The organism is Gilvimarinus sp. 2_MG-2023 (assembly GCF_030547685.1).
Classification (GTDB): domain Bacteria; phylum Pseudomonadota; class Gammaproteobacteria; order Pseudomonadales; family Cellvibrionaceae; genus Gilvimarinus.
This window is the reverse complement of record NZ_JAUOQM010000044.1, coordinates 224750-243616: the sequence shown is the minus strand read 5'-3', so window position 1 is coordinate 243616 and position 18867 is coordinate 224750. Positions and strand designations below refer to the sequence as shown.

The 18867-nt window shown below is 51.7% G+C and carries 12 protein-coding genes and 1 pseudogene; 9 read left to right on the top strand and 4 right to left on the bottom strand.

Going from position 1 to position 18867, the window contains the following annotated elements; all coding sequences use genetic code 11:
• Positions 1 to 62: 62 nt before the first annotated feature.
• From Q4526_RS10425 to Q4526_RS10415, 3 genes are all read right to left on the bottom strand, one after another.
• Positions 63 to 2084, bottom strand: coding sequence for a PhoX family phosphatase (locus Q4526_RS10425; protein ID WP_215977011.1), 2022 nt, complete (start codon positions 2082 to 2084; stop codon positions 63 to 65).
• Positions 2077 to 3927, bottom strand: a complete 1851-nt coding sequence (locus Q4526_RS10420; protein WP_215977010.1) for a phytase — start codon at positions 3925 to 3927, stop codon at positions 2077 to 2079. Before Q4526_RS10420 ends, Q4526_RS10425 begins: the two co-directional genes overlap by 8 nt.
• Before the next feature lie 75 nt (positions 3928 to 4002).
• Positions 4003 to 6771: a TonB-dependent receptor gene (locus Q4526_RS10415; RefSeq protein WP_303609615.1), complete on the bottom strand. Its 2769-nt coding sequence runs from the start codon at positions 6769 to 6771 to the stop codon at positions 4003 to 4005.
• A 360-nt stretch (positions 6772 to 7131) separates the two neighbouring features.
• Between Q4526_RS10415 and Q4526_RS10410 the strand changes: the two genes are divergently transcribed.
• The 7 genes from Q4526_RS10410 to fabB all read left to right on the top strand — a co-directional run bounded on the left by Q4526_RS10410 (position 7132) and on the right by fabB (position 14537).
• The gene (locus Q4526_RS10410; protein WP_215977009.1) at positions 7132 to 8040 is read left to right on the top strand and encodes a diguanylate cyclase; all 909 of its coding nucleotides are present in this window, start codon (positions 7132 to 7134) and stop codon (positions 8038 to 8040) included.
• A complete protein-coding gene (locus Q4526_RS10405; protein ID WP_215977008.1) occupies positions 8040 to 9071 on the top strand; it encodes a helix-turn-helix transcriptional regulator in 1032 nt (343 codons plus the stop codon). The genes Q4526_RS10410 and Q4526_RS10405 overlap by 1 nt, the downstream gene beginning before the upstream one ends.
• Positions 9072 to 9132: 61 nt before the next feature.
• A complete protein-coding gene (locus tag Q4526_RS10400) occupies positions 9133 to 10113 on the top strand; it encodes a Gfo/Idh/MocA family protein (RefSeq protein WP_215977007.1) in 981 nt (326 codons plus the stop codon).
• Positions 10114 to 10198: 85 nt separating this feature from the next.
• Positions 10199 to 11491 carry an NAD(P)/FAD-dependent oxidoreductase gene (locus Q4526_RS10395; RefSeq protein ID WP_215977006.1) on the top strand — a complete coding sequence of 431 codons (1293 nt, stop codon included), beginning with the start codon at positions 10199 to 10201 and terminating at the stop codon, positions 11489 to 11491.
• Between the two features lie 81 nt (positions 11492 to 11572).
• On the top strand, positions 11573 to 12535 hold the full coding sequence (locus Q4526_RS10390) for a polyprenyl synthetase family protein (RefSeq protein WP_215977005.1): 963 nt from the start codon (positions 11573 to 11575) through the stop codon (positions 12533 to 12535).
• A 121-nt stretch (positions 12536 to 12656) separates the two neighbouring features.
• Positions 12657 to 13181: a 3-hydroxyacyl-[acyl-carrier-protein] dehydratase FabA gene (fabA, locus tag Q4526_RS10385; protein WP_215977004.1), complete on the top strand. Its 525-nt coding sequence runs from the start codon at positions 12657 to 12659 to the stop codon at positions 13179 to 13181.
• 141 nt (positions 13182 to 13322) lie between these two features.
• Positions 13323 to 14537, top strand: coding sequence for a beta-ketoacyl-ACP synthase I (gene fabB, locus Q4526_RS10380; RefSeq protein WP_215977003.1), 1215 nt, complete (start codon positions 13323 to 13325; stop codon positions 14535 to 14537).
• A 63-nt stretch (positions 14538 to 14600) separates the two neighbouring features.
• Here the strand turns inward: fabB and Q4526_RS10375 are convergent, their stop codons facing one another.
• A complete protein-coding gene (locus Q4526_RS10375; RefSeq protein ID WP_215977002.1) occupies positions 14601 to 15464 on the bottom strand; it encodes a sugar nucleotide-binding protein in 864 nt (287 codons plus the stop codon).
• A gap of 862 nt (positions 15465 to 16326) precedes the next feature.
• On the opposite strand from Q4526_RS10375, the gene Q4526_RS10370 reads away from it, so the two are divergent.
• Positions 16327 to 18327 carry a hypothetical protein gene (locus Q4526_RS10370; RefSeq protein ID WP_215977001.1) on the top strand — a complete coding sequence of 667 codons (2001 nt, stop codon included), beginning with the start codon at positions 16327 to 16329 and terminating at the stop codon, positions 18325 to 18327.
• A 206-nt stretch (positions 18328 to 18533) separates the two neighbouring features.
• Positions 18534 to 18867: pseudogene (locus Q4526_RS10365) on the top strand (hypothetical protein); the annotation flags it as partial.

Below are 18867 nucleotides of genomic sequence, written 5' to 3'. Positions count from 1 at the left end.
GCAAAAAAAAGCAGAGCCCGGAGGCTCTGCTAAGGAAAACGAATATTCGCTCTAAGTCGTCATTAAGTACCGATCACGCCACCATCGTCTTTGGTCACCAAGATAGTGGTTGAGCGCGGGCGCGACTTGCCGTCACTACTGGGATAGCTAATTCCCGGGTGCTGCACATTAAACCAAAATGCGGTGCCATCGGGAGTGCCGGTCAGGCCGGTCAGCTCAGCACCAACGGGGCCGGTGGCAAACCGTTTAACCTCACGGGTGACCGTGTCGGCGCAGAGTATCTGATTGCTACCTTGACCTTGGTAAGCCGCTCCCAGTGCGTTGTAGTCGGTGGCAATCCACAGGCGGTCATCGCCATCAAACCACATACCGTCTGGACAAGAGAAGCGATCACCTTCCAGGGGCTTGATTTGGCCGGCTTTATCGATGGTACTTAATACCGGGCCCGCCAGTAAAAACAATTCCCAGTCAAAGGTGGTGGCGGTGGGCTTTTGCCCGTGTTCGCGCCAGCGCAGTATTTGCCCGTGGTCGTTATCCGCCCGTGGGTTGGCCGCGTCCAGTGGCTGCCCGGGCTCGACTCCACGTTTGTAGTTGTTGGTAAGAGAGACATAACCATCGGTGGTTTGCGAGTGCACGGCAACCCACTCCGGACGATCCATGGAGGTGGCACCGACCACATCGGCGGCGCCGCGCAGATTAATCAGCACATCGGCCTGAGAACTAAAACCCTTGCTAGCATCCAAACCGTTTTGACCGTATATCAGCGGCAACCAGCGACCGGTACCGTCGGCGTTGTACTGAGCACAGTAAACCGTGCCGCTGTCGAGCAAGTGTTTGTTGTGCTCCGGGCGCTCGGCATCGTAGCGGCCATCGGGTACAAATTTATAGACGTATTCGCCGCGGGTATCGTCGCCCGAATAAAATGCCATCGTGCCGTCGTCGGCCAACACACAGGTGGCACCTTCGCGCGCTAAACGCCCGAAAGCGGTCCGCTTGATGGGGGTCGAATTTGGGTCAAAGGGGTCAATTTCCACCACCCAGCCAAACCGATTGGGTTCATTGACAAAGCCCTGATGGGGTAAAGCGGCATTGGGGGTCGCGTCAAAGCGATCGTCGGCCGACTCCCAATAGTTGTAGTGGCTGTGCTCACCCTGGGCAATACCATAGCGTTTGTGTGCCGGGCGCGCCTGCCAGTCTTTTTCGTCGCGGTTGGCGAAATAGTTTTTCCAGTTTTCCTCGCAGGTTAAATAAGTGCCCCAGGGCGTAACGCCCATCGCGCAGTTATTTAATGTGCCCAGCACTCTGGTACCGGTTGGGTCCTGGGCGGTTTTCATGGCGTCGCTACCGGCTGCCGGACCGCGAATCTCCATCGGGGTGTTGGCGGTTAAGCGTCGGTTGTAGCGCGATGGCCACAAACGCTGCCACTGGCCTTGGGCATCTTTTTTCAGTTCGATCACACTGACGCCGTGGGCAGCTTGCTCTTTTTGCACCTCGGCCAGAGGGCGGACTTTCTCCCCCTTTGCACCTTCGGTCACACTGGGGCCCTGCGGGTGCAAGCTATCGTTAATGTACTCGTGATTGATCACCAATAGGCCGTGCTCGTTGGGGGCATCGGGGAAGGGGAAAAAGTGCATGCCGTCGTGGTTTTGCCCGGCTTGCGCAGCTTGGGCGGCCGCATCGGCGCTGGCGTCTTGCGTCCAGGCGGGCGCCTCGGCCAGCACTGGGTCACCCCAGCTAAAAAAGGGGCGCGCCGTGTAACCCTCGGGCACAGTGACCACGTCGACGCTATCGCCCAGCGCTACCGGCACTGATTTAAAACCAATGGCGGGGCGCACGCTGTCGCGAAATACTGCGCTTGTATTGTGCGACTCCGATGAGCTGCAGGCGCTCAACGAAAAAGGCCCGGCGCCAAGCGCCAGGCAAGTCGCGGCCGAGCCTGTTAACACAGAGCGCCGCGATATGGAGATTTGTTCCAGTGTTTCTGCCATCGATGAGCCGGTTAACCTCGGGTTAACCGGGATGTCATCGATATCACCGTCCCCGTAGGGGGTGTGTAGTGAATGGGTATTGCCGGGCTTATTCATTGAGTTCTAACTCCTTTGCAATAGCTTGCCAGGGCACCAGTTTAAAGTTCTGAGGTTGCTCTGGTATGACATTGTGCCCATCTTGCGCCACAAAAGCCCCTTTTTCTAATCCTTTACCCAAAGAACGGTGGGTGACTTCCAAGCCGTCGGTTTCGCTAATGGCATCGATACCCGCCGCAAGGTTATTGCCCACACTAAATTTACCCAAAACCTTATAGGGTGCATGCGCGCTGAGCACCACATAGGCGTTGTCACCCTGGCTGGAGACAATCAGATACTGACTGTTCACCGCCGGATACAGTGCCATACCCTCGACATCCGCCACCAGCGTTGCATCAATGCCTTTTACCAGCTCCAGTTGAGCGGGGTCTTCGGCCAGGGCGGAGAGCGTCCAAACACCGTAACCTTCCTCGCCGACAAATAAGCGACCGCGGGCATCATCGGCCACACAACCTTCAGGCTGTGTGGCTACAGCAAACTCGCGCGCCAGCGTCGCGGTAACATCGCCATTATCAGCGTGCAACCGGTACTGCTCAAAGCGCCCGCTTTTACCATTGGCAATGGCGTAGGTCGCCTCGTTATTTTGGTACATACACAGACCGTAGATTTCCTCCAACCCGGTGGGCAACTCGGCCAGATGCGTTACCGAACCCTCAGTCGGGTGAATACGGTACACAGACAAACTGTTGTCATTGCGCTGGCTGGCAACGGCGATATCGGCCACACCATTACCAAAATCGAAACCATAGCGCAGATCGACATTATTCAGTCGGCCCGTTGGCAGCATGCTCAGCAGCGTGCCCTGTAAGTCGTAAACCGCCAAACCGTGTTTTTTATCGGTCCCGAGAATACGGCTGTGCGCAGGTCGGCTCGGGTGAACCCAGATAGCCGGATCGTCCGCCGCATCGCCAAAACGCTCGACGGGCTCGGTCTGCATCGTCGGTTGCACACGGGCAACCTCAATACTTTTTTGCGCTACTGGCTTGGCTATTGGTTGATAGTCCAGCGTTTTTTGCACGCTTTGCCCTGTGGCATCGTCCCGGACAACTAAGTGCAATTTGCCATCTTTTATCCATGCGTGCAGGTTTTCGGCCTCAGTCAAACCGTCCCACTGGCCAATACGTGTGGCCTCCCAGCCCGCATCCGTTTGGCGATAAGCCAACACCTCTTTACTCTCAGCGGCAATCGCAACGACTTCGTCACCTACCACCGCCAGTGCTTCAGCGCCGCCTGGCAGCTGCCCGCGGGGCGCGGCTAAATCAATCAACTCTCGGCCGGGCGGCAATTCAGGGTTGGCTTGGTAACGCCAAATACCGACTTCCTCTTCCACCGCGAATATGCCACCATGCTGGTCGGCATCACAGGCAATGCTATTGGGAGCGATAGACAGGTCACGTACTTTGACCGGTTCTATTGTATTGCCGACAGACACCAACCAGTGCTCGGCCTTGCCTCGTTCATCGACGACAAAAAGTGCCGCTTGATCCTCACCTGCCGGAGCCAGACACAAAGTTTCTGGTAAAAATTCCGGCGACGGCAAAGCCGCTATCAGTTCTGTGCCTTGATCACTCACCCGATAAACGTGCGCTGCCGCCTCAATGCCTACGGTGGTTGCCACCAAAGTCGTGGCGTTTAGGGGCATGGTATCGAGCAACTGGGCATAATCAACCACAACCGTGTTGTCGATCATTAATTGTCCGGCCTGATTGATACTGGCCCAGCCGCCCGATTGATTGGCAAGCGGTGCAGCAATACTCGCCGTCAGGTTATCCGTTTCATTATTGGCACAGGCATTAACACTTAAGGTTAGCGCCAATGCGCTTATTAGTGTGGTTACTCGCATATTCTTTTCCATCGGTTGCAGAAGCATAAGAGGCTAAATCCTGTCGCAGCGACTTAGCCTCTCTCGGTGTTGCAATTAAAAATTGGTCACAGTCAAGCCCAGCTTAAACGTCAAACCATAACTTTCGTACTGCGCGTTATAGGCGCGGTTATTTAAATAGGCGTAGTAGGGTTCATCCGTTAAGTTAAGCGCTTCAAAGTAAACCTGAACACCGTCATTGACGTAATAGCGAGCCGAAAAATCCAATTGCGTTTGCTCATCGATGTAGGCGTCTTCTTCGCTGTCACTAACATCACCGACTTCCAACAAGTATTCCGACTTGTAATTGGCCGCCAGACGCACACTAAAACTGCTTGACTCATACCCCAGGCTAAGATTACCCGTCGTATCCGATTGACTTGGCATAGTGATGGTGCGGGTCATGGCGCCTTCGTCTTCATCAAAGTAGCTCATGGTAGCTTCCGAGTCGGACACGGTAGCGTTCGCCGTTACCAAGAGACCATCAAAAGGCGCAGGCAAGAAATCCAGCTGTTTTGATAAGGCCAGCTCAATGCCATACACCTCGGCGCTATCGCCGTTGCCAAATGTAATTGCCTCATCGTAATTTTCATAGCCTGGCGTGCCGGCTACATCTGTCTGGTAAATAAAGTTATCAATTTCTTTGTAATACGCAAACGCCGACACTACGCCTGCCACGCCCATGTAGTGTTCAATACCCACATCGATATTGCCCGACTCCATCGCCTCCAGATCTGGATTGCCGAATTCGGCCTCTTCGTCATCGATCACAAAAAATGGCGCAACCTGCTCAAAGTTAGGACGAACCAAGGCGTTGCTCCACGAGGCGCGCAACTGCGTGTTCTCGCCCAGCAGGTAGCGAGCATGTAATGATGGCAGTACATGGTCATACTGTTTGCTGGCCTGGGTATCGCTGAAGTCATCGCCGTCGTAACGGGTGCCCATGGCATTAAAATCTGTGTCTTCATAGCGCACACCACCCATTAGGCGTAAATCACCAAGGTCAATACGCCCCATTAGGTAAGCCGCGGCGACATCCTCTTGCACCACAAAGTCTTCAATGCGCGAATCTTCTTCGCTGTAAAACTCGTTTTTATCAAGCGGAGCGATCGCACTGGCAACGGCCTGCGGGTTAATGCCCGGGCCAAAATAACCCAGTGAGTAATCGGGTGCGGCATCGCTGTAATCGGCAAAGTTTAGTTGATCGTCGCTAAAACCAAATTCGTCAAAATCTTCGTAGACCCACACATCGACATTATTGTCTTTTTCCCGCTCGCGATATTTACCGCCGAATTTTAATTGAACGGAATTTTCACCTAAAAATAAATCGCGGGTGATATCCAACTGGAAAGAGCGCTCTTCATCGTTAGTTTGCGACGACGCCCATTCAACTTCATCCAATTCGTAAGCACTGGCGTCAGAAAAGCTCGCCGGTACCGTCAACAGAGGCTGAACGGTGTCGGTAAAAGATACACCGTCAAAGGCATCGCTACCGGAGAACACAGCGCCGCCAACATGCTCGGGCTCATCCTCTCCCGATTCAGACAATGCCGCCCGGTAATCCAGAGTCCAGTTGCCAGCACGGGTGCTACCGCCGAAGGAGGTGGAAAAAATTTCTTGCGTTTCAGCTCGGTCTTTTAACTCACGCTCAACCTCGGCAACACCGCTTTGACCGGCCATGACACCATCTTCGAACTCATAAATATTCGCCAGGCGAATTTCGGAGTCGGTATAGCGGCTAAACAGATTGCGCCAGTACAAGTCGGTATTGTCACTGGGTTTGTAATCCATATTCAGAGTAATGCCTGAGCGCTCACGGTTAACCGTGTAATCGCGCTGCTCGATTTCTTCCAGTAATACACCCTCATCATCAAAGTCCCAACCACCACCGGTTTCGACATTGTCTGAACCAAAGGAGCGGTCGTACCAACTGACACCAGCGGCCACACCAAAATTGTCTTCACCCGAGCCGATGCTAAACTGATCGGATGCGGTTAAGGCCAATTTCGGGCTGCTTTCTTCGGTCAGGTCATTGTAGCTTCCTTCGGCCGTGAAGGAGTAAAACATACCGTCGCGATCAAATGCGGACAAACTTTGAATATCAATACTGCCGCCCAGTGCGTTGGCATCCATATCCGGCGTGAGGGTTTTGCTGACGACCAAACCTTCCAGAAGGTCAGAGGGAATAACATCGAGCGCAACGGCCCGTCGACCACTGTCGGGCGAAGGCAAGCTGACACCGTTAATGGTCACGGCGTTATAATCTGGACCCAAACCACGCACCCGAACATAGCGACCTTCACCCTGATCTCGCTCAACCGACAGACCGGGTAAACGCTGCAGTGCTTCAGAGACGTTTGTGTCGGGCAGCTGACCAATCGCATCGGCCGACACGGCACTGACGACATTATCCGCTGAACGCTGGCGGTTTAACGCTTTGTTTAAACTACCGGCCTGACCTAAAACAATCAGATATTCCGTATTGGGCTTAGAGGGTGCGATTTGGAAATTGCTGATGAGTGTCTCATCATCGCGCACCGTCACCTGACGCGATAGGGTTTCAACCCCGAGGTAGCTAACACTCAACGTATAGTCACCGGCGGCAATACCACTTAATGCAAAGCGCCCATCGCGTGCGGTTACCGTACTCACATTGAGCTCTTCAAGTTTGATGCGACTTCCCTGCAGAGGCAAGCCACTGAGCTCGGCCGTTAATTGACCGCGAACTTGCCCATCGGCCCAGACATTACTGGCCGCTATCGCACTGATGGCACCAATCAATAAGTTGCGTTTAAACGTTTTGTTTTTCAAAGAGTACACAGTCACGGTTCGTTCCCCACGTTAAGGCTGTCGTGTTATTTATATCCGCGCTAGGCGGTAAAAGTGAGGCCACGCTAGAAAGCTCAGGTGACAATAGTGTGACAGCACTCCAGCCAAGGGGCTCTTTCTGCCACTGTGGAGACGCCATTGAGCCCATCGGCCCCCCTATAAGTCCAACTGACACCGAACCAACCCATGAACACCGCCACTCAACCAGCTTCAGACGGTTAATTTAATAAAAATTGCATGAGCTGATTTGCCCCTCAGGTTGAAATTTATTCGCTCCTTCACGTCGAATCTACTGTCATAAAACTGTTACAAATCGCTGGTAGACAGAATGCAAACTCCTATCTGTTACTGACGCCCATGATCAAACTGCACAAATGGAAATTACTCTTTATAGCCATAGCGACCAACTTCACCATACTGCTGACATTGGCATTGGGTGATCCAAAACTGTGGGGCGATATCGATTGGTTTGATATCGTCGGTGAGGGCGGGGTGAGTTTACTGGCGGCTATGTGGCTTGTCTTTATACTTAACAGCCGCCCAGCCGGCAGTGTCACCAATTTCCTATGTTTAGGTTTGGGTTTTATATTTATCGGCACATTTCAAGATCTACTGGATGAAATTATTGCGCTGCCAGACGAATCTTTTTTTCGCGGCGCCCTAGAGTCACTGCTGATGCCTTTTGGCTTAATTGTATTAACGTTTGGGCTATATCACTGGCATAAAGAACAACTGGTATTTCTTGAGCAGAGACGGCGCAGGGAACAAGAAACCCGAGAATACCGCTGGCAAGATCAGCTTACCGATTTAGGCGATGCACGATTTCTCAAGCTGCAACTCAGTCAGCAGATTCGCCAATGCCGGGCTAACCATCAACCACTAGCGCTCATCCTGTTGGACTTGGATCGCTTTAACAGTACCAACCGTACCTTTGGGCACTCGGAAGGCGACCGCTTATTACGTGAACTTAGCGAGCTGTTAATTCTCAATTTACGCCGCTGCGATCTCTTATGCCGGTATGCCGGTGACCGTTTTGCCATCGTACTACCCAACACCCCCGAATTGATGGCAAATGAGTTGGCACAACAATTGATTCGGGCAGTTGCCAGCTTTGCCTATAAAACCAACAACGGTGACACTGTCTATCACAATGCCAGCGTCGGCGTGGCCGCCGATAACCCAGATCGAGAAGAATCCATCACGGAGATAGCCACGGTTCGCTTAATGGCGGCGAAGGATCAAAAAAAATTAGGGAGTGCCGCCTAATGCTCGCTTGGATTGAAAGGGAAGAGCGTTATGTGCCCGCTCATCAATTCCCAGCGGTTATTATAGAGTTGGCCCAAAGTCGCAACACCGACATGGATAAACTGCTGCGAGGTACAGGCGTTTTCTGGGAGGATTATCTCAGCGGAGAACTCATCCTTAAGCCTGACCAATGCTTACAACTGATCACCAACTTGCGACGCTTATTACCCGGCAACGATATTCCATACTTGTTAGGACATCGTCTATACCCCGGTAACTTTGGGGCCAGTATTAACCCTGTTTGGTTTGCCAGTCATTTATCTGAAGCCATTGATCATTTTGTCCTTTGCCAAGCATCGCTTTCACCACTGCTTCATATCCGAAAATCGGTCGACCCGGATTATCTTTACCTACACTGGCAAAACAATATTACTGACACCGAGCACTTTCACTTCTTGCTTCAGTTATCGATGACGGCCATCACCTCGCTGCTCAACCATTTGTGCGAAGCCGAACCAAGTTGGGATTACCTATTACCCGGCCCATTAGACAATGAAGAACAATATCAGGTTAACTTTGGCTCACGTGTATTTGCCAATCAACACATAGCGGCGATGAGAGTACCTCGCTCGCAGCTATCCACCGCTTGTCGGCAAGCGAATGTCAATAATGCGGTTATTGCGCGCAATCAGTTTCTAGCCGCATGGAGCCAACAACCACCCCTAGGCTTTGTCGCTTATATTGACCAATGTATTCGTACTCACCTACCCCACCAGTTAACGCTCGAAGTATTAGCAGAACAACTTTGCATAAGCCCGGCCACACTTAAACGAAAATTAAAAAAACACGACACTCGATTTCAAGACCGCTACGACAGTGTTCGTAAAGAACTGGCCATCGATTGGCTGACTCGTCAGCAGTTAACTTACGATGAAATTGCCGAACGCCTTCATTTTCACGACATTCGCAATCTGCGACGGGCGTTTAAACGCTGGACAGGCACTTTACCCAGTAGCATCAAACCTTTAAGCCCGGCCAAGACAACGCCATAATCAGACAGACACCAACAATTGACGTATAATCTTTCCAGAATTTATGAATAAAGGGGAAGTTATGCACAAGGTTCGCTGGGGTGTGTTAAGTACCGCAAAAATCGCACGTAATCATGTTATACCCGCGATACAAACCTCACAATTCGGTGAAGTAACAACCATTGCTTCGCGCAGACTGGATAACGCTCAAGCCTGCGCCAAACAATTGAACATCGCTCACGCCGCTGGCAGCTATGAAGCACTGCTAGCCGACCCACACATTGATGCCATTTACAATCCGCTGCCCAATCATTTACATGTACCCTGGACACTCCGGGCACTGCAAGCCGGAAAACATGTGTTGGTAGAAAAGCCGGTGGGGCTAAATCAAAGTGAAGCTCAGGACTTGCTAGAGGCCAGCCAGCAATACCCGCAACTGAAAGTCATGGAAGCTTTTATGTATCGCTTCCATCCTCAGTGGGAAAAAGTGAAAGCCCTGCTACCCAGTATTGGTCCGGTGCGTAATATTCAATGTCAGTTCTCTTACAACAACCGCGACACAGACAACATTCGCAATCAAGCCGACATGGGTGGCGGTGCTTTAATGGATATCGGCTGTTATGGCATTTCGCTGGCCCGCTTTATATTTGACAGCGAGCCTGTACGTGTCATGGGGCATCAGCAATTTATGGGGCACGAGGTCGACACCATCACCAACGCCTTAATGGAGTTTGAGGGTGGGTGCGCCAGTTTTAGCTGTTCTACCAAAACCGAAGCGGGCCAGTGGGCGCTTATTAGTGGCGAACAGGGCAGCATTAAGTTGCTGATCCCCTTTAATCCCATTGCCGACATGCCTGTTCAAATTATTTTGCGCCAACAAGGCGAAGAACAAAGCATTGATATTACGCCGGCCAATCACTACCGCTCTATGGCCGACCAGTTCTGTCAGGCGATTATCAACAACAGTCCAGTTCCGACACCATTGAGCGATGCACTGGCCAACATGAAAGCGCTGGATGCTCTGGTGAGCAGCGCCCAAACAAACCTCTGGATTGAGTTATAATGCATTATCGTCCAGCATTTTATCTGGGGCCAAAAGCCCATGTATTAAACGGTGAATTACCCTTCACTAAACTGGAGAATTGTCTGTGAAAAAGATTGTCGTAGTCGGCGGCGGCGCTGGCGGGTTGGAATTAGTGACAAAGCTCGGCCGTAAATTTGGCCGCAAAGGTAAAGCTCATGTCACCTTGGTGGATAGAAACACCACCCATGTTTGGAAACCATTACTGCACGAAATTGCCGTAGGCACCATGGATGAAGGGGTGGATGCCGTCAGCTATCGCGCTCACGCGTTCGACAACCATTTTCAGTTTCGTATCGGTACCATGACCAACATTGACCGCGCAGCAAAGCAGGTCATTCTGGCCCCCATGTTTGACGACGACGGTCAGGAGTTACTGCCCGAAACCCGTATTGATTACGACATTTTAGTACTGGCCATGGGCTCATCCTCCAACGATTTTAATACTCCTGGTGTGAAAGACCACTGTATTTTCCTCGACGGCCCGACACAGGCACACCGGTTTCGCAATAAGTTACTGGGTAAATTCCTGCGCATACAACGGGTGAGTGATGCCCCAGACTCGGTCAATATCGCCATTATCGGCGGCGGTGCTACAGGGGTTGAACTGTCGGCTGAGCTGCACCATGCGGTAGAGAAATTTCACACCTACGGCTTTGATGCTATCGACAACAAGAACATTAATGTCACCCTGATTGAGGCTGGCCCGCGAATATTGCCCGCCTTACCCGAGCGAATCTCCACCGCAGCCAGTCGGGAATTAGCCAAGTTGGGGGTAAACATCAAGCTCAATACCCGCATCACTTCAGCCACAACCGAAGGCCTGCACACCGCAGACAATGAAATAATTGCCTCTGACCTAATGGTATGGGCCGCGGGGGTTAAAGTCACCGATGCACTAAAAAACATTGGCGGTATCGAAACCAACCGTATCAATCAACTGCCAGTGAACGCTTATTTGCAAATAAAAAATGAGTCCAGCTTGTTTGCCATCGGTGACTGCGCCGAATTTATTCAGGCCGATGGCACCCGGGTTCCCCCCCGCGCACAATCAGCCCACCAAATGGCCGACGTGTGTTTTCACAACATCAGTGCACAGCTAAATGGCGGCAATTTAAAAGTTTTTCGCTATAAAGATCACGGCTCACTGGTCTCACTGGCAAACTACTCCACTGTGGGCAGTTTAATGGGCAACCTCAGTGGCGGCAGCTTATTTTTAGAGGGGCGTTTAGCACGGTTGGTGTATGTCTCTCTCTACCGAATGCACCAAATTGCCATCCACGGTTATATTAAAACCGCTCTGGTCATGTTGTCAGGCAGTATTAATCGCTGGCTGAAACCCAAACTCAAACTGCATTAACCGGCGCAAAAAGGGGGCAGTGCTTGACAGCGTCTGGCCCCCTGCCTAGGATTCGCACTACTTTACATTCAGGACACCGCAATGCTGCCGTTTCACGACCCTGTCGCCGAGGATTTTACCCAGGTTAATGAGCTGATTATCCGTCAGCTGCACTCCGATGTTCCCATGGTGGAGAATATCGGCCACTACCTGATTGAAGCGGGCGGCAAACGATTGCGGCCACTTTTGGTACTGCTGGTGGCACGCGCTCTGAATTATCAGGGCACACACCACCTAGACTTAGCGGCGATAATTGAGTTTATTCACTCAGCCACCTTACTGCACGACGACGTAGTCGATATGTCATCCTTGCGCCGTGGTCGCCCCACCGCCAACGCCGAATGGGGCAATGCACCCAGTGTACTGGTAGGCGACTTCCTTTATTCGCGCTCGTTTCAGATGATGGTCAATATCGGCAATATGGATGTCATGGCCATTTTGTCTGACACCACCAATATTATCGCCGAGGGTGAAGTACAGCAGCTAATCAACGCCAAAGACCCGGATTTAACCGAAGACGACTATCGTGATGTGATTCGCAAGAAAACTGCCGTTCTGTTTGCTGCCGCCTGCGAAGTAGCCGCCGCCATTGCCGGTGCCGATACAGCTACCCGTCAGGCGCTTAACGATTACGGGCTGGACGTGGGGCTGGCTTTTCAGTTGGTGGACGACGCCCTCGACTACCGCGGCGACACCGAGACTCTAGGCAAAAATGTGGGCGATGATCTGGCCGAAGGCAAGCCCACTCTGCCCTTAATTTACGCTATGAGCCACAGTGCCCCCGCCGAGCGCGAGATTATCCGCCAGGCCATACAAAATGGCGATGCCAGCAAATTGCCAGAGATTGTCGCGATCGTCGAGGCTACTGGCGCTATGGAATACACACTCCAGGCGGCGCGCGATGCGGTATCACGCGCACTAACAAAGCTTGAGACACTCCCTCCCTCACGCTTTCGCCAAGCCATGCAAGAGCTGGCCGAATTTGCTCTAGCACGGGATCACTGATTAAAACTTGTACATTTGACCACCCTATACAACCCCGCCACTGGACAAGTGGCGGGCAAACGGTAGAATGTGGCCCTTTGCGGCTATCCGCGACACCAAGAACTGTTTAGAGTTGACACATATGACATCATTTGTCCCCAAGAGCTCATACGAATTGGACGAGCTGCTCGAATGCGGCCACGGCCGACTGTTTGGCCCCGGCAATGCACAGTTGCCCGTACCCAACATGTTGATGCTCGACCGCATCGCACACATCAGTGCCGAGGGCGGAGAGTTCAACAAAGGTGAAATTGTCGCGGAGCTGGATATTAATCCGGACCTGTGGTTCTTTGACTGTCATTTCCCTGGCGACCCGGTAATGCCAGGCTGCCTGGGGCTGGATGCTATGTGGCAGCTGGTCGGCTTTTTTCTGGCCTGGAAAGGCAACCCCGGCCGTGGTCGCGCCCTGGGCTGTGGCGAGGTGAAATTCACCGGCCAAATTCTGCCGACGGCGAAAAAAATCACTTACCATATCAACCTGAAACGCGTTATTGAGCGCAAGTTGATTATGGGTATTGCCGACGGCCGCGTATCGGTAGACGGCAAAGATATCTATTTCGCCAAAGATTTAAGAGTCGGTTTGTTTTCCAATACCGACAATTTCTAACAACCGATCAATAGCCCGGCTAATGTCGGGCACTAAGCTCGTGTACGGGTGTCCAATACACTCGTAGCAAAGACGTTACAATAGTCACAATTATTTTGGCAGTTTGCCAATCGTCAGGCCGAGCAAGTTAAGAGGTAGCCTATGAAACGCGTTGTAGTTACTGGAATGGGAATTGTCTCATGCCTCGGTAATGATAAAGCCACTGTTCTCGACGCTCTGCGTGAAGGTCGCTCCGGCATTAAACGCCAGGAGTCTTACGAAGAGCTGGGATTTCGCTCGCTGCTAGCGGGCTCGGTGGATATCGACTTAAAAGAGCACATTGACCGCAAAATTCTGCGTTTTATGGGCGATGCCGCGGCCTATGCCTATATCTCCATGGACCAAGCCATTCGTGATTCAGGCTTAAGTGAAGATCAGGTCTCCAACGATCGCAGCGGTATTATCATGGGTTCGGGCGGAGCTTCGTCTCAAAACTTGGTAGAGGCCGCCGATGTACTGCGCAGCCGCGGCTTAAAGCGTATTGGGCCCTATCGCGTCACCCAAACCATGGGCAGTACCACCTCTGCGTGCCTGGCCACCCCTTTCAAGATCAAAGGGGTTAATTACTCAATTTCCTCCGCCTGTGCCACCAGCGCTCACTGTATCGGTAATGCGATGGAGTTGATCCAACTGGGCAAGCAAGACGTTGTCTTTGCCGGCGGTGGTGAAGAAGAGCATTGGTCTTTGACCTGTCTGTTCGACGCCATGGGCGCCCTGTCGACCAAGTACAACGATACTCCCGAACAGGCCTCGCGCGCTTACGATGCCAATCGTGACGGCTTTGTGATTGCCGGCGGCGGCGGTTGTCTGGTTCTGGAAGAGCTAGAGCACGCCAAGGCCCGCGGCGCCAAAATTTATGGCGAAGTGGTCGGATATGGCGCCACCTCGGACGGTTACGATATGGTTGCGCCATCGGGTGAAGGCGCCGAGCGCTGTATGCGTCAAGCAATGGCCGGTATTGCCGGTGACATTGACTACATCAACTCGCACGGCACCAGCACTCCGGTAGGTGATTTGGCCGAATTAAAAGCCATTCGCAGTACCTTTGAGAAAATTCCGGCCATCAGTTCCACTAAGTCACTGACCGGTCACTCTCTTGGGGCCACCGGTGTTCAGGAGGCGATCTACTCGCTGCTGATGATGGAAAACAACTTTATCTGTGCCTCGGCCAATGTCGATGAGCTCGACGCTGAAGCGACCGACATGCCAATTGTGCGCGAACGCCAAGACGGCGTGACCCTCAACCGAGTGCTGTCTAACAGCTTTGGTTTTGGTGGCACCAACGCCTGTTTGGTATTCCAAAAATACGGCAGCTAAGCCTAACGCAAGCCAGGGACGGCTATCGCGCAAACCGCACCATTTCTCTCCACTCTATTACACTTAACCCGTCTGATTATTAAGCCATTGTTTTACCATGGGCATCAGATAGGTGCGCCAAGAGCGGGTCTGTACGCCAAAATCATTGCGCACTTTCAATGAGCTCAATACCGCACTGACCGGCTCACCCTGCGGAGCTTCGTCTATTCGATCCCAACGCGGCTCCGGCCCCTGATACCCTTGCTGCCCCAATGCCTCCCACAGTTGCTCGGCCAATTCGACCTGATTGCACACATCGCCCGAGCAATATTGATAGACTCCCCAGCATTCGGCACCACTGGCAATCTGCTTGATCAGCGCCACGACAACTCTGGCCACATCGGACAATGCCGTAGGTGCACCGCGCAAACGAGCATTCACCCGCCAGGGTTTATTTTGCGCTAAGGCGCCGAGTAAATGCCTTAAACGGTTATCGCCATAGCTTGAGATAGTCCAACTGGTGCGCAGTATCAGCGCCGCCTCGGTAGTATTTAAAACAGCCTGTTCGGCCTGCAACAGCGCTCGTCCCAAATCACTATTGGGTGTGCACGCGTCGGTATCGAGGTGCTTACTTTTATTGTCATCACCAAAAACCCGGTAACTGGACATCTGCACGATTACCGAGCCATAAGCCGCACAGGCTCGGGCCAAATGACTCGCGGCTATCGGCAACAACGTCTTATCTGCCGAGGCATCGCTGTCGCCCCAACCGAGTGTATTAATAACCACATCGGGACGATGCTGGCGAAGATAGTCGTCTACAGCATCAGCCGATTGCCAGTTAACCTCTTGGCGGCTGGGCTGCAGTAGATTAAACGGCTCTCGCTCTAACTCGTGCTCGATAGCAGTACCCAAGGTATGGGATGTATCGGTCAACAATAGCTTCAAAGGAAATCTCTCATTAAATTAGTACCCCACATTATCGCAGCCTGACAGTGGACACGCCAGCCAGTATGGCATCGAGCACTGGTTTAGCGAACAATCATCGATACTTTACTTGATTAAAAACGCATAAAAACAAGCCCACACACTATGGCCTTTCGAGCTTTTTTACTCGCCATGCCAATTAGCCCCACGTTTGGCTGGCCGACAAGAAACCAATGCTGGCAACACACCGGTCAACCCCTTACTTTTCAAGACTAATTGTTCTGGTTATGAAGAAAACTGCAGACAATTGCGGCTCAAATAGACCGCGCGAATATATCGTCACAGTGGAAATAGAGGGAATCTCAAGCTTTCCCACGAAGACCGCGAAGTTGCCAGAATTTGGAGCACGACTCGCCCCCTGCGTGAATTTAGCTTAAGAGTTATTCTCTTTGCCCTGCTTAAAGGTTCACACAAGTATCGCCACTGATTTATTCGTGAAAGCGAACAAAATCGATCGACTCTCTGACCGATTTGCGCCCAGAATTTTAGTCATTCAAGCTTGAGCAACGCTTTATGCTGAACCACTATTAATATTTTGCCAACTGACACTATAGCGCTCGAGCAGAGCGCATATTGGTTTGGCTAAATATTACCAAACGAGAGGGCAACTGCGCTGAACTGTTTTAACTCTCTATCCGTCCAGACAAAGTTGACACACGATTCAACCTTTCAATCTGTAATTAATTAAATTAATGCCCCCCACCAACCCCGTAAAACAGCCCTCTCGAACAAACTAATCCTGTTTTTTTGAACCTTTCACGCAATTGCCGCGACTTAAGAATATCATAGGCGAATAATAGGACGCCTCTTTTGGACATTAATCATGAATAACGCCTTGCGCACTGCGCTCATTTTTGCCCAGCCCCTAATTGCCTGCGCGAGCTTAGGGGCAACACTGGATGTTTCCCAAATTACCCTGACACCGCCAGCCCAAAGCCAGGCATACCTACCCAGGGAGACGCTAACGATTAAGCTAGCTGGCTTCAACCCAATTGCGAGTGGCACTCAATTAAGCCTAGAACTTGATACCATAGACGTGACGGCAATGGCATCATTAAGCGGCAACACCATCGCTTTCTCCCCTGTTAAACCTCTAAGCCCCGGTCATCATGAATTACGGCTGGTGGCCTACCAAAACGACGGAAGCATCAGTGAGCTAGGTTATTGGACCATCGATGTGCGGGCTCCTACCTTCTTTCGCAATGCTTCATTTTCCGGCCAAGCCACACTCAATGTAACCCAACGACTCGGCAACAGTACGGACTTCGACCACGCCAATGAATACCAGATACAGGGCAGTGCAAGCTATCAGACTGAAGCCAACACCGCTAATGCTCAATTCTCTGGCAGAGCCGACCTACTATACATTAACACTTCTGAGCATGCTGCCACTGGGAAGTCTCTCGACCTTGGAACCTTTGTGGCCCATACTGAAAACGACTACAGCTCGGTGACCGTCGGCCACCAAACACTCTCCGATCAAGGCCTTATGTTTGACGGGTACCAAAAACGCGGGGTTGCAGTGTCAGGTAACTGGCAAGCTGCTAAAAGCCAGTTAATCGTGTTTGGCATGAGCTCCCAAGACCTGGCTGGTCACAATGACATACTGGGAATTAATGATGAGGAAAATCGCTATCATGGCGGGCTGATAAAGAGTCAACTATGGCAGAGCGAATTTTTTGAGTCGCACCTAATCAGTACCTATATGTCGGGAAAGCGCACGGTGGCCGGTTACGGCAGTTGGTCTGATCCGAATGAGGTAACACAGGCCGATGGCTGGGGGTTAACACTCGACAACTATTGGTTTGAGCGCCAGCTTCGCATGCGTTTAGAAGGTGCCGGTAGCGACAGTAAACAAGGCCAGAACCAAGACCAGTCCGATGATGCATACAGCGCCTTGGTTGTTATAAACCCCACTCTGACAAACTTGCAGTGGCAATTAGGCGTTGAAGCAAAAGAAATTGGTGCCAATTACTATAGCTTGGCCAATCCCTACCTGCCAACAGATCGTAATTTATCGCGTCTATTTACCTCCCTGAGCGGTGGTAAATGGAACGCCACAGCAAGCGCCGGACGTGAGATCACAAGCCTCGATCAACGCCCCGAGCGCTCAACAACTGCTCAACAACTGCAACAGATCAATGTTTCCTACAGTGATTACAACACAGCCGAGGCCGGCAGTATTAAATCCTGGATCGGAAACCCCAGCTACACACTATCACTGCAACAGTCCACACTAAAGGACGATTACACCTCGCCAAGCAGTAACCGGCAAGATTCACGAACCGAGACGGCTATGTTTAACGCCGCGTTCACAGCATCAAGCTGGCAATGGAATTTTGGCTATAGCCTACAAACGTTTGATGACTTTACCAATGCGCAAATAGATAGCCGCATCCACTCGTTATTTGCCAATATGAGTTTAAGATTTGGAGAAGCCGTTAGCGTGCAACCTGGCTTTCAGCGCCAGCGTACCGATAATCGAGACTATGGCAGCATCACCTATTCCACACTATACAATTTAGCCGGGCAATTTATATTGATTCCCCGCCGCTTAAGTATGTCACTCAGCTGGAATCAAAACGCCATTGAGGCGCTTAACGACCCTTTCTACATACAAGACAATAACAATCAGTTCTTATCGGGCAACATCACATGGCAGGCCCGACTCGCCAAGGCCAATAAAGTCGGCATTGAGCTCGCACTCAGCGCCAGCTCGCAAGATTATCGCGATCATCTATTCAGTCAAAACAACAATGACAGCTATCAGGTTTTTCTTACGATAAAGACCACCTTGCCGTCGCAATTCACCGGAGGCCTATAATGAAACACCCACTTTTCCCCCTTTCGGCGAGGTTCCTGACTATGGCCCTACTGACAGGAATAATCCTCAACAGCCACGCTAATATCGACTCAATGTGCACAGCGGCAAGACCCTGCACAGTTAACGGTGGAGCAGTTGTAGGTCAAGCTACTAATCGAACAGTGCGCTGGCGCGGTACTGTCAGCTCCCCCTCGGGCGCTCCCACAATGACGGTTGCTTCAGCCGCAGGCGTTTTTTACGCCAAAAATCAAATGCTGAGTATGACCAACTCTACACTGCAAACCAATGTCTCAATACCGTCATCAACATTGCAAAATAATTTTAATATCAATGAGAACCTGCACATCAGCGCTTCGGTAACAGCTGCCGCAGGCAATGTGAACGCTAATGAAATTATTTACCGTCGTCAGTTTTCAGTTGCGGGCACTGGCGTGGTACAAGGCGAGGTCCGCATCCCTCTGACTCAGCCTATTACTGAGCCGACACCAGAACCTGAGCCTACTCCGGAGCCCGAACCTACCCCAGAACCTGAGCCTACTC

Excerpts from the sequence above, each read along its gene's own strand:
- Q4526_RS10425 (WP_215977011.1), bottom strand. The coding sequence starts at position 2,084 with ATGAATAAGCCCGGCAATACCCATTCACTACACACCCCCTACGGGGAC.
- Q4526_RS10420 (WP_215977010.1), bottom strand. The coding sequence starts at position 3,927 with ATGCGAGTAACCACACTAATAAGCGCATTGGCGCTAACCTTAAGTGTT.
- Q4526_RS10370 (WP_215977001.1), top strand. The coding sequence starts at position 16,327 with ATGAATAACGCCTTGCGCACTGCGCTCATTTTTGCCCAGCCCCTAATT.
- Q4526_RS10405 (WP_215977008.1), top strand. The coding sequence starts at position 8,040 with ATGCTCGCTTGGATTGAAAGGGAAGAGCGTTATGTGCCCGCTCATCAA.
- Q4526_RS10400 (WP_215977007.1), top strand. The coding sequence starts at position 9,133 with ATGCACAAGGTTCGCTGGGGTGTGTTAAGTACCGCAAAAATCGCACGT.
- fabA (WP_215977004.1), top strand. The coding sequence starts at position 12,657 with ATGACATCATTTGTCCCCAAGAGCTCATACGAATTGGACGAGCTGCTC.
- Q4526_RS10390 (WP_215977005.1), top strand. The coding sequence starts at position 11,573 with ATGCTGCCGTTTCACGACCCTGTCGCCGAGGATTTTACCCAGGTTAAT.
- fabB (WP_215977003.1), top strand. The coding sequence starts at position 13,323 with ATGAAACGCGTTGTAGTTACTGGAATGGGAATTGTCTCATGCCTCGGT.
- Q4526_RS10410 (WP_215977009.1), top strand. The coding sequence starts at position 7,132 with ATGATCAAACTGCACAAATGGAAATTACTCTTTATAGCCATAGCGACC.